Annotated in this window: 9 protein-coding genes; all 9 read right to left on the bottom strand. The window is 72.3% G+C overall.

Annotated features, from left to right (window positions below):
* Window positions 1–160: 160 nt before the first annotated feature.
* The 9 genes from ACZ6KY_RS05245 to ACZ6KY_RS05205 all read right to left on the bottom strand — a co-directional run bounded on the left by ACZ6KY_RS05245 (window position 161) and on the right by ACZ6KY_RS05205 (window position 11,835).
* Window positions 161–1,465 (bottom strand): flavin-containing monooxygenase, encoded by a 1,305-nt coding sequence (locus ACZ6KY_RS05245; protein ID WP_469308938.1) that lies wholly within the window; start codon window positions 1,463–1,465, stop codon window positions 161–163.
* A 52-nt stretch (window positions 1,466–1,517) separates the two neighbouring features.
* Window positions 1,518–2,537, bottom strand: coding sequence for a zinc-binding dehydrogenase (locus tag ACZ6KY_RS05240; RefSeq protein ID WP_469308937.1), 1,020 nt, complete (start codon window positions 2,535–2,537; stop codon window positions 1,518–1,520).
* Between the two features lie 32 nt (window positions 2,538–2,569).
* The gene (locus ACZ6KY_RS05235; protein WP_469308936.1) at window positions 2,570–4,063 is read right to left on the bottom strand and encodes an aldehyde dehydrogenase family protein; all 1,494 of its coding nucleotides are present in this window, start codon (window positions 4,061–4,063) and stop codon (window positions 2,570–2,572) included.
* Between the two features lie 53 nt (window positions 4,064–4,116).
* Window positions 4,117–5,658, bottom strand: a complete 1,542-nt coding sequence (locus ACZ6KY_RS05230) for a GMC family oxidoreductase (RefSeq protein ID WP_469308935.1) — start codon at window positions 5,656–5,658, stop codon at window positions 4,117–4,119.
* 59 nt (window positions 5,659–5,717) lie between these two features.
* Window positions 5,718–6,962: a cytochrome P450 gene (locus ACZ6KY_RS05225; protein ID WP_469308934.1), complete on the bottom strand. Its 1,245-nt coding sequence runs from the start codon at window positions 6,960–6,962 to the stop codon at window positions 5,718–5,720.
* Window positions 6,963–7,080: 118 nt separating this feature from the next.
* The gene (locus ACZ6KY_RS05220) at window positions 7,081–8,445 is read right to left on the bottom strand and encodes an aspartate kinase (RefSeq protein WP_469308933.1); all 1,365 of its coding nucleotides are present in this window, start codon (window positions 8,443–8,445) and stop codon (window positions 7,081–7,083) included.
* A gap of 104 nt (window positions 8,446–8,549) precedes the next feature.
* Complete coding sequence (locus tag ACZ6KY_RS05215; protein ID WP_469308932.1) at window positions 8,550–9,662, bottom strand: 3-dehydroquinate synthase II family protein; 1,113 nt, start codon at window positions 9,660–9,662, stop codon at window positions 8,550–8,552.
* A gap of 119 nt (window positions 9,663–9,781) precedes the next feature.
* Window positions 9,782–10,615, bottom strand: coding sequence for a 2-amino-3,7-dideoxy-D-threo-hept-6-ulosonate synthase (locus ACZ6KY_RS05210; RefSeq protein ID WP_469308931.1), 834 nt, complete (start codon window positions 10,613–10,615; stop codon window positions 9,782–9,784).
* A gap of 176 nt (window positions 10,616–10,791) precedes the next feature.
* Complete coding sequence (locus tag ACZ6KY_RS05205) at window positions 10,792–11,835, bottom strand: hypothetical protein (RefSeq protein WP_469308930.1); 1,044 nt, start codon at window positions 11,833–11,835, stop codon at window positions 10,792–10,794.
* Window positions 11,836–12,098: the final 263 nt, after the last annotated feature.

Genomic DNA, 12,098 nt, shown 5'->3' with positions numbered 1-12,098 from the left:
CCCGCGGGGGGGGCGATGGAATGCGCAGGGTTTCTCTGGTGGTGCGGCTTCCCCCCCCCCCCCCCCCCCCCCCCCCCCCCCCCACCCACCCCCCCCCCCCCCCTCCCCCCCCCCCCCCCCCGCTGCTGTCGGTGCCGTGCTGGTTGCCGGGGCGGCCCTGTCAGCTCCAGAGTTGGCCGAGCGCCGCCGGCGAGCGGTGGCGCAGCGTGTTGTCGAGCTGGATGCCGCGCGCGACGCGCTCGGCCTGGATCCGCGTGGAGGCGATGAGCAGCGGCATCACCGAACCGCCCTCGGGCAGGCCCGCGTAGTACAGCCCCGGCAGGGTGCCGGCCCCCGCACGGTGCGTCGGCATGCCGCTGCCGTCCAGGGCGGCGGGAGGCAGGATGCGGTAGTCGGGCACGAATCCCGTGGCCCAGACGATCGACGTGATGTTCTGGGCGGCCAGGTCCAGCTTGTCCCCGTAGTCCGCGAACAGCGAGTCGTCGAAAGGAGCTACGGGGGTGCGCTCGGGCACGACCAGGCCGTGCCGCGCTATCGCGGTGTCGATCGCCGTGAGGAGTTCGACCTCGGCGCGGGCCGCGGTACGCGCGATGGCGCGGACGTTGTCCTCCAGCTGCAGGACGCCGCCCTGCACATCGCGGACGGTGCCGACGAGAGTGACGTCCTTGCGGGCCAGCACACCGAGGTTGAGGTCACGGCCGCCGGCCTTGCCGGTGAGCACCGACACACCGGGCAGGACCGGAGAGTTGCCGCGCCCGCCGGACGCGGACTCCAAGTTGCCCTCCAGCGGCAGCAGTTGCAGCCAGTCCAGGACCTGGGCGCCCCGGTAGCGGCGCGGCGAGGTCTTGTGGCGGCCGACGGCCAGGTACACCTGCCGGCCGGCGTCGCTCAGGTCCTCGGCGATCTGCTGGCCGCTGTTGCCCGAGCCGACGACGAGCACCGCGCCGGGCGGCAGGGAGCGGGGGGTGCGGTAGTAGCGGGTGTGCAGCTGGGTGATCGACGGGTCGATCCGGGCGGTGAGTTCGGGCAGGCGCGGCGCGCAGTAGCCGCCGAGCGCGGCGACGACGTTGCGGGCTTCGACGCTCTGGCCGTTCTCCAGGTGGAGCCGGAAGCGTGCGTCGGGGTGCACGGGGGCGTCGACGGGTGACTCGACGGACCGCACGGGCGCGTGCTCGCGCACGTCGATGCCCGCCTCGGCCACGTAGCGCCGCAGCCGCGAGGCGACCTCACGGGCGGGCATGTAGCCCTCGGGGTCGTCGCCGTCGTAGGGCATGCCGGGGAAGGTGACGGTCCGGTTGGGCGTGTTGACGCGCAGGCTCTCCCAGCGCTCCTTCGCCCAGGCCTGGCCGATCTCTCCCCGCTCGAAGACCACCGCCCGGTAGCCGAGCCGGGCGAGTGAGCCCGCGACCGAGCACCCTTGCTGGCCCCCTCCGACGACGGCGGTCTCGACGAACTCGGTCATCATGGCTGCGCTCCTGGTCCGCTGGGGATGTGGTTTCTGCTCGCGCGGTGGTGCGTCATCGGCCGGTCAGCCCGCCGATGACGTCGGCCCAGGGCAGCACGACCGTCTTGCCAGTGGCCTGGTCGGTCTCCATGCGGCGGTGGGCGGTCACGATGTCGTCCAGGGCGAAGACGCGGTCGAGGTGGGGGCGGTAGACGCCCGCCTGGACCGCGTCGACGATCCGCTGCAACAGGCCCTGGCCGCTGCTGCCCTTGAGGGTGTCGCTGTGAAAGGCGGTGAGCCTGGTCCCGGTCGGGATCATGGCGATCGGTTCGAAGCCGGGGATCAGCCAGCCGCTGAGCGAACCCGCCACGCACACCGTCCCGCCGCGGCGCACCAGCCGCAGCGAGTCCGGCACGGTGTGGGTCCCCACCAGGTCCAGGACGTGGTCCGGTCCGTCGGACCACAGCGCGTGCACGGCGTCGGCCGGCGGCCGGCCGTCGTCCAGGAGGACGTGGTCGACGCCCGCCGCCTTCAGTGCATCGGCTTTGCTCCTGTTGCGGGTGCTTGCGGCGGTCTCGATGCCGTGGGCGGCGGCGATCTGCGCCGCCGCCAACCCCACGGAGGAGGTCCCGCCGCGGATCAGCAGCCGTCCCCCGCCGGGCAGGATGCCCAGGGCGTCCAGGGCGCCGTGCGCGGTCAGGTAGGTCTCGGGCAGCGCGGCCAGGACCTCCCACGGCAGGGTGGTGGTCACCGGCATCAGCAGGGCGTTCGGCAGGAGCGCGTACTGCGCGTAGCCGCCGTCGAACCGGCGGCCCATCTCTCCCATGACCGCAGCGACCGTCGTCCCGACCGGCAGCCGGGGATCGGTGGAGTCGGCCACGGTACCCACGCACTCGATGCCGAGCACGCGAGGGAAGGAGACGCTCGGGGAGTGTCCCTGACGGGTTCTCAGTTCGGAGCGGTTCAGGCCCGCACCCTCCACGCGTACGAGGCTCCAGCCCTCGCGGACCTCGGGTACGGGCAGGTCGCGGATCTGCAGGACCTCGGGAGCGCCCGCCTCCACGCAGACCGCCGCGCGCATCGTCGTACTCACAGGCAACCACCTTGCGGATGTCCGGATCCCGGTCAGGCTTCGTCGACGACGTCGAGGGACGGCGCCCAGCGGGGGATCTCCTCGCGGCCGGAGGGCAGGCGCAGGCTGCGGCTGAAGCTGTACTCCTGCAAGGTCTCCAGGGCGTGCTCACGGCCGTACCCGCTGGCGCCCACGCCGCCGAACGGGGTGCCGGTGAACGCGCGGTTGTAGTGGTTGACGAACACGATGCCGGCCCGCAGTTCGCGGCTGACCCGCAGGGCACGCTCGGAGTCGCGGGTGAACACGCCGGCGACCAGACCGAACTCGGTGCCGTTGGCGATGCGGACGGCCTCGGCCTCGTCGCGGAAGGGGATCAGGCACACGACAGGCCCGAAGATCTCCTCCTGCGCGATCCGCATGTCGGGGGTGACGTCGGTGAACAGGGTCGGCGGCACGTAGTAGCCGTCGGCCAGCTCGGGGTCGGTGGGCAGGGGTGCCTGCGCGGCGATGGTCGCGCCCTCGCCGACGCCGATCTCCAGGTAGGCCAGCACCCGCTGCCGTTGTGCGGGGCTGACCAGCGGGCCGACGTGGGTGGCCGCGTCGGAGCCGGCGCCGACCTTCAGCCGCCGGACGGCGGACGCGAGGCGGCGGGCGACCTCGTCGTACAGGTCGGCGTGGACCAGGACCCGGGAGGAGGCGGTGCACGCCTCGCCCTGGTTGAAGTAGCCGCCTTCGACGGCCCAGCGCAGTGCCGAGTCGACATCCGCGTCGTCGAAGATCATCAGGGCGTTCTTGCCGCCGAGTTCCAGCAGCGTCGGCGTCAGGTTGTCGGCGGCCGTCCTGATCACGTCCCGGCCCGTGGTGGGTGCGCCGGTGAAGGAGATCTTGCCGACCAGCTTGTGGCCGGCCAGGTGGGCGCCGACCTCGCCGCCGCCGGGCACGATGTGCACGACGTCGTCCGGCAGCACGGACTGGACCAGCTCGGCGATGCGCAGCACCGACAGGGGCGCCTGCTCCGGCGGCTTCATGACCACGGCGTTGCCTGCCGCCAGGGCGGGGGCGAGCTTGCCCGCGGTGTGCAGCGGGGGCCAGTTGAACGGCACGATCGCACCCACCACGCCGAACGGCTCGCGCACCGTGACGTCGAGCATGCTGCCCGCGTCGCGGACCTGGCCGGGCATCGCCTCGCACATGCCGGCGAACATCTCGAAGATGGTGACCGCGCCTTCCAGGTCGAACTGGCGTGCCTGGGTGAACGGCTTGCCGTTGTCGCTGGACTCCAGGGCCGCGATCTCGTCGGCGTGCTCGCGGATGACCTGGGCGACCTTGTACAGCCAGCGGCCTCGCTCGCGCGGGGTGCGGGCCTTCCACGCGTAGTGGGCTTCGTGGGCGGTCCTGACCGCCTCGTCCACCCGCTCGGCGTCGGCCCCCTGGATGACCGTCAGGGGTCGGCCCGTCGCCGGGTCGTCCACGGTGAAGCGGTCGGCCTCGTTCTCGGACGACCAGCGGGTGCGCAGGACTTGTACGTCTTCGACGGTCGTGGACACGGGTTCCTCCTGATAGTGCGCCGGGCATGTCCGGCTCGGGTTGGTGATGGGGCTCATGTGCGCGGGTCGAGTCGTTCGCACAGCACCGAGGCGATCCGCTCGGCGACCACGATGGCGGGGACGTTCGTGGCCACGCGGGGCATCGCCGGGAACACCGAGGCGTCCGCGACGGTCAGTCCCTCGACGCCGCGCACGGCGCCGTCGGTGTCGACCACGGCGCTCGCGTCGCCGGGCCGGCCCATGCGCATCGTGGCGCTGCCGTGGTTGTAGTGCGCCGGCGCACGGCGCACGGTGTCGGCCAGTTCCCGGTCGCTGATGTCCGGGCCCGGTACCCGCTCGTCGGCCAGCAGGTCGGCCAGTGGGCGGGTGCGGGCCAGGCGGCGGGCCAGACGCACTCCGTCCGCGACCCGCTCGGCGTCGTCGGCGGCGGTGTACAGGCCGAGGTCGATCGTCGGCGCGTCCCGGGGGTCGCGTGACGCCAGCCGTACGCTCCCGCGGGAGCGGGGCTGGACGCAGGAGACGAAGAAGACCATGTCCCAGCCGGTGGGGTGGTTCTCGGCCCGCGGCACGAACTGCTCGGGCAGACTGCCGGCCGGTACGGCGGCCGAGGGCAGGATCTGCACGTCGAAGTCGGGCTCGTCCGGCCCGGTGGCGACGCTGAGGACGCTGCCGAACACCGAGCGGGCCTCGGCCCGGGGCGGCTTGGCCGCGTGGACGTTCCAGTAGGCGGGGTGCTCGGTGAGGTTGCGTCCCACCCCGGGCAGGTCGGCCACCACGTCGATACCGAGTGCCGTCAGGTCGTCGCGATCGCCGATGCCCGAACGCAGGGCGATGGCGGGCGAGTTGTAGGCGCCGGCGCTGAGGACGACGTGCCGGGCGGGAATCTCCTCCCCGGTGTCCAGCCGTACCCCCCGGGCCCGGGTGCCGTTGAACAGCACCCGGTCGACCAGTGTGTCGCCGCGCACCTGAAGGTTGGGCCGGTCGCGCACGGGGTTGAGGTAGCCGATGGCGGTGCTCAGCCGTATGCCGTCGGCCGCGCTGAGCGGGGTGCGGGCGTATCCCGGCACACCGGGCGCGTTGAAGTCGGCGACCTCCGCGTGCCCGAGGCGCACGCCTGCCCGTTGAGCGGCGACAGCGTGCTGGCCCAGGTCCTGCGGAGCGCTGAGCGTCATGCGGTAGGGGCCGCCCAGGCCGTGGTACTTCTCCTCTCCGTACGGGTAGTGCTCCATCCGTTGGTACAGGGGGAGCATCTGCGCGTAGCCCCAAGCCGGACCGGCCGCTGCGGCCCACGCGTCGTGGTCGGAGGGGCGGGCCCGCATCGCGACGCAGACGTTGACGGCCGAGCTGCCGCCGATGACGCGGCCCCGCGGCACGGGCACCTCGTTGCCGAAGGCGTCCGGGACGGAGCGGTAGCCCCAGTCGTAGGTGTACGGGGCGTTGGTCGCGTCCTTGATGTCCGACGGTGTGTCGTCGGTGGTGGCGAAGTCGGGACCCGCCTCCAGGAGGAGGACCGAGCGCCGCGGGTCGGCACTGAACCGGTTGGCGAGGACGCAGCCGGCGGATCCGCCGCCGATCACGATCACGTCGTAGGTCATGGCGGTCGCCTACACGGTCCCGGGCCGGCCGACGCTTCGCGGGCCGAGCGCTGGTGCGGTCATGATGCGGCCTCTCGCAGGGGTGGGACGTTCCAGTGGAGGTGCAGTTCCTCGAATCCGCGCGCGATGACGAGGCGTTCGCGGGTGCGGGAGTCGGCGGGGCCCAGGCGCAGCCCGGGGAGCCGGTCGAAGAGCAGCGGGATGGCGACGCGCAGCTGCAGTCGTGCCAGGGAGGCACCGAGGCAGGCGTGGACGCCGCGGCCGAAGGCCATCTGGTGCCGGCGGGGCCGGCCGGTGAGAGCGAACTCGTCCGGGTTGTCGAAGACGCACCCGTCCCGGTTGGCGGAGCCCCAGTGGACCATCACGCGGTCGCCCGGCACGAGGTGCCTGCCGCCGAGTTCCGTCTCGCGCGTCACCGTGCGGAACAGGCCCTGCACCGGGGACTCGAAGCGCAGGATCTCCTCGACCATCGCTTCCGCGGACTCCTCGCCCGCGCGCAGGGCCGCGAGCTGGTCGGGGTTTTCCAGCAGGGTGACCAGGCCGTTGCCGATGGCGCGGGTGACCGTGACGTGCCCGGCGATGATCAGGTTCATCACGATGCGCATCAGTTCCACGTCGTCGAGCCCGTGCTCGAGACCGTACTGCGCCAGCGAGGAGACGAGTGAGTCCTCGCCGGCCCGGTCGGTGTCGGCCAGCAGGCCCATCACGTAGTGCTGCATGGTGACGACGTCGCGGGCCCACTCGACCCGTTCGGCCGGCTCGCCGGTGCCGACGGACAGCTTCAGCCAGTTGGAGCTCCACTGCCGCAGCCGCGGCACGTCCCTCGGCGGCACGCCCAGGATCCGTGCCATCACGATCAGCGGCAGGGGCCAGGCGTAACCCTCGATGATGTCGGCCCGGCCGTCCGCGGCAAAGCGGTCGATCAGCTCCTCGGCGGTGTCCAGGACGAAGGGTTCCAGCGCCGCCACGCGCCGCGGTGTGAAGACGCGGTTGACGGCCACGCGCAGCCGGGTGTGCTCCTCGCCGTCGCTCTCGGTCAGGTTCGGCGTCAGCGCCCAGCCTTCGGCCAGGACCTGCTTGACCTCGTCGGACTCGGGCCCCGCGGTGATCCGTACCGCGCTCTCGGAGGAGAAGGTCTCGGGGTCGTGGACGACGCGCGCCACGTCCTCGTGGCGAGTGAGGATCCAGATGTCCCGGCCTGAGTCGTGGAGCACCGGGCACTGCGCGCGCATCTGCGCGAAGACGGGGTAGGGGTCGGCCAGTTGCTCGTCGGAGGTGGGGTCGAAGGTCGGCGTGGCGGTCATCGAAGGCCCTCCGGCCCCGGCCCGCCGGCGAGGCGGCACGGTGTCGGCCCGCCCGGACGGCCGGGGTCGAGTGGGGTGACGGACATCGGTGTTCTCCCTCGTGGTGTGGGGGCCGGGGTCACTCGGCGGCGGCCAGGGCGGGCATCGCGACGTCGAGCTGCCCCTGCCCGGTGGCCAGCGGCCAGGCGGCGCGGGCGTGGTCCGGGTCCGCCGGTTGCACCAGGGGCGTCACCGGCTCGGACAGGAAGGTGTCGTGGACGAACTGGGTGGCGGCGGCCAGGTCGCTGCGACCGGTCAGCACGCTGAGCCGGTTGGACGTGACGTGGAGGTCGGTGCGTGCGGCGCCGACCGAGCGCAGCGCTTCCAGGAACCGCAGCGGTGCGTACGGCTGCCGGCCGATGCCCAGGCCGACGACGGACAGCCGGGCCAGGTTCGACGTCCAGTGCGCCTCGTCGAGACGGATGCCCCGGTCGGTGTCGGCCAGCAGTTCCCGCATCTCCTCCACGCTGTTCTCGGGCAGCGTGAGCGCGATGTCGCCGGCGTCCTCGGTGCCGAGGTTGCCGTAGCGGCGCAGCTCGACCTCGGTCTCGCGCTCGACCAGTTCGCCGAGCAGGCGCAGGACGTGGTCGGAGGTGATCCGCCGCAGCACGCAGCGGACCAGGCCGGAGCGCCCGGCAACCCCGGCGATCGGGCGGAGGCGGCCCGCGGGCGTCCAGAACTCCCCGGACACCGCCCCGGCGGCGCGTCGGGTGTCGCCGACCCAGGTCTGCGGGCCGATCGCGGCGCTGTTGGAGCGCACCTTCAGGTCGACGCCGTGGGAGCGCGCGTAGTCGACCGAGTCGGAGGCGAGCACCTTCGCGCCGCTGACGGCCAGTTCGGCCATCTCCTCGTACAGCAGGGCGGTGTGCCGGCGGGCGCCGTCGACCGTGCGGGGGTCGGCCGTGTAGACGCCGGCGACGTCGGTGACGATCTCGCAGTGGTCCGCGCTGAGCGCGGCGGCCAGGGCGACCCCGGTGGTGTCGGAGCCGCCGCGGCCCAGGGTGGTGCGGGCCCCGGTGGCGATCGACTCGCCCTGGAAGCCCGCGACGACGGGGACGGCTCCGCGGGCGAGCTCCTCCCGCAGTCTGCGCGGGTCGACCGCCACGATCGTGGCCCGGCCGTGGCGGTGGTCGGTGCGGATGCCCGCTTCGGGACCACTGAACGAGCGGCTCGCGACGCCCTGGTGGTTGAGCGCCAGCGAGACCAGTCCGGCGGACGCGGCCTCGCCCGTGCACAGCAGGGCGTCCAGTTCGCGTGCGTCAGGGTAGGCGGTCACCGCGGACGCCATCCGCAGCAGTTCGTCGGTGGCCCCGCCCATGGCGGACACGACCACGACGACCTGGTTGCCGTCCTCGCGCGCCGCCCGGATCTGCCGTGCAGCTTCGATGACCTTGTCAGGTGTGGCGACCGACGTTCCGCCGTATTTCTGCACTATGAGCGCCATCTCACGCACTCTCTTCCTTCAGATCCGTGGGACGTGGAGGACGTGGCCCGAGCGCCGCGGGTGACCGCCGCATCCCGCAGGCGGTCACCTGAGCGGCGCGGGCTTCACTGCTCGTGGAGGAACTCCCGGATCGCGTAGCCGACGTGGCGCTGGTCGGTCATGGTGTGGCCGAGGATGACGTCGCCGGGCCGCAGCTCGGTGAAGTTGTGCACGCTGCCGCCGGGACCGAGCGCCCGCACGTGCCAGTCGTCCTGACCGACCATGTCCACGAGCTGGCCGCTGCGGGTGCGGGCCTCGATCCGCAGCATGGGGCGGGACTCCATCTTGATCCGGCCCACGACCACCGTGCGCACGCTGCCGTCGGTGCTGACGGCCAGGATCTCCGACCCGCAGTGCAGCTCGGACAGGTACTGGGTGCGGTTGCCGGGCGTCAGGGTGTACGAGGACAGGGCTGCGGCGTTCACCCGGAACGGGCGGGTGGGCATGTACGGCAGCGGGTGGGTCTCGCTGCTGACGAGGACGAGGCCGGTGGAGTACGAGCCGACCAGGATGCCCTCGTTGGGCCGCAGGTGGGAGCAGGTGTCGACGCAGACGCGGTCGCCCAGGCCGAGGTGGGTGAGCTGGACGATCTCCAGCTCCTCCATCTCCAGGGAGGCGGCCTCGCCCCGGGTGACCTGCATCAGCTCGGTGGCGTCGCCGACCCGCTTGGGGGCCAGGAGCACCGCGTCCGAGCCGCGCTCCAGCACGCCGAGGGTGGTGGCCGCGTCCTCGACGTCCTCGACGACGGTGACGATGGAGCCCTTGGCCTTGTCGGCCGCTGCGAGCAGGATCTCCAGCGGGATCTTGCTGGGGTCCTGGCGGAACTCGACGAGGGTCAGGTCCGCCTCGTTGGCGATCCGGCAGGCGAGGTCGAGGGTCTGCTCGTCCAGCACCTTGACCAGGACACCGGAGCGCAGGCCGGGGCGGAGTCCCTCGAACTTCTCGGCGATGCTGTGGTCGGCGATGAGGATGTCGACCACGTCGACGAGCTGGTCGATCAGGGTGGTGGGCGTCTCCCCCGTGACCACGGCGGCCTTCTGCACGTTCGGCGGGACCTTGCCAGCCAGTTCGGGGTCGTCCAGCACCACGGTCTCGACGCCGATGTGGGTGCTTTCCTCGACGATGGCGGTGGCGAGTTCGGAGGCGGTGCCGCGGAGGTCGATCCATGCGGATTTCATGTTCGCACCTTTGATTGTGGGTGGCTTGCTGTCGTGGTCGCGCCTGGCTGTCGGTGACGGGTCGTCACGATGTGCGGTGGGTGGCCGGTCTGGTGAGGACGGCCGGGTGGGGGTGCATGTCAGACGGTCGCCTCGGACAGTTCCTGGCGCAGGACGGCCAGGTCGTCGAGCGAGCGGGGTCCGGCGTGGACCCGGCGGGCCACCGAGCGGGCCAGTCCGCCCGGGTCCGCCGCCTGGAAGACGTTGCGTCCGACGGCGACGCCGAGCACACCGGACTCCATCGTGCTGTCGATGAGGTCGAGGAACGTCCCGGTGTCCTCCAGGACGCCGCCGCCGGCGGTGACGACCGGGATCGGACTGGCCGCGACGACCTCACGCATCGTCAGGGGCGATCCGGTGTACGGCAGCTTCACGATGTCGGCGCCGAGGTCGGCCGCGACGTTCGCGGCGTGTGCCAGCAGGACCGGGTCCCTCGGGTCGGTGATACGGGGGCCGCGCGGATAGACCATCGCGAGCAGCGGCAGGCCGTAGCGTGCGCAGTGGCCGGCGACCGCGCCGAGGTCGGTGAGCTGGGTGGCCTCGGTGTCCGACCCGAGGTTGATGTGCACGCTGACGCCGTCGGCGCCCAAGGCGACCGCCTCTTCCACGGCGCCCACCAGGATCTTCGCGTCCTTGTCCGGCGCGTGCTGTGTGCTGCCGTTGAGGTGGACGATCAGTGCCATCCGCCCGAGCGCGTCGGCCGGCAGGAACCTCACGCGCCCCTTGTGGACGATGATCCCGTCCACCTCGTTGGCGGCCATGTCCTCGACGAGTTTGGCGAATCCGGCAGCGGACGTCACCGGGCCGTCGGCCAGCGAGTGGTCGAGCGGAACCAGGAACGTCGTCCCGGAAGCCGAGTGAACAAATCGCTGAGCCCGACGATCCTTTCCGGTCCAGCCGTATACATCGGTCATTTTATCAACACCCCGTCCCAAACCCAGATGACCAGATCAATTGTCCGGTGCACATTCGACACGCTTTCTCGGAAGTTTTTCTGCGGTGTTTCCGGTGTTGCCTCAACGACCAAACCAAGGAATTCACCGGCCCGTCAAGCCCCGCATTTTTCTCGCTTTTCAGTGTTTGACGCGGGCTACTTCTGCTCGGGCGGCTGCGCCCGGCGCTGTGACACGCGCGCGGCAAGGTCCTGCCATGCCTGCACGCTCGTCTGCGCCAGTTCCGCGACGAAGTCGAGACAGTGGTCGGGCAGGTCGAGGACGAGCCCTTCCTGCGCCTGCGGGTCGATGGCGGCCACCGCGAGGATGCTCAGCAGCAGGCGGCCGGACTGGTTGAACCGCAGGGAGGGATCGGTGCGCAGGGAGCGCAGCAGCGCGGTGGACCGGTCGAGCTTGCCCTGCCCCGAGGACGGGGCCTGCGGGCGCCCGGTCTTCACATGGCGCGCGGCCGAGCGGCGGCGCTGATCGGGGATCACGGCCCGGACCTCCCGGTGGAGCTGGTCGCGCACGTCGCGGACGGTGCCCGGAGACACGCCGGCCACCGCGCTCACCGCCCGCAGGGAGGAGGCGGGTTCACGCAGGAGCATCTCCTTGGCGCGCTCCCGCCCGGCGGCGGTGCTGACGGGCCGCACGCGCCCGTCCCTGCCGAGCCGGGTCTGCCCGCCGGACCGCCCGATCGCCTCGCGCAGGGCGGCGATCGTCTTGGGCGAGAGCCCCACGGCCTGCGCTATGGCTCGGTTCGACCAGCCCTCCTTCTCGCACAGGATGCGGGTGCCGGCCGCCTTTCGGTCGGCCATCGACAGCGGCAGTCCGTGCCGTACGTTCAGCCGGACCGCCAGGACGAAGGCGCTCGCGTCGTCGCCGTCGAACCAGCGCGCCCGGATGGCCTCCTGTCCTCGCAACCGGGCCGCGCGGACTCGGTGCAAGCCGTCGACGACCCGGTTGGTGCCGCGCTGCACGACGATGGGCGGGAGATCGGCCTGCGATTCCGCCAGGACCCGTACGTGCTCGCCGTTCTCCCCCGCGGAGCGCGGCGAGTGGGACAGATCGAGGTCCGCGATCGGTAACCATTCCGTTTCCGCGGGGGCGTCAGATCCGGCGTACCGCGCCTCGGCGTCCACGCGGTCCGGTGAGTGAATGCGCGCATCCCGTCGTTGGAGCACTGCTTCGCTGTCTGCCACGTCCGACCACTCCTCAGCCACACCTGCCGCTGCCGGTCCGGGGCCGCGGAGTCTGTGCGCACTCCGACGGACCCACCACAAGAATACCTTCGCCAAGGTATCTTTCACAGCGCTCCGCGACACCCCCTCCCCGGAGCGGGGGGGGGGGGGGGGGGGGGGGGAGGGGGTGGGGGGGGGAGGGGGGGGGGGGGGGGGGGGGGGGGGGGGGGAAGCGGGGGGGGGGGGAGGGGGGGGGGGGGGGGGGGGGGGGGGGGGGGAAGGAA

Source organism: Streptomyces sp. NPDC042002 (assembly GCF_055588305.1).
The sequence above is the reverse complement of the archived record's forward strand: the minus strand, read 5'-3'. Positions and strand labels throughout refer to the sequence as shown.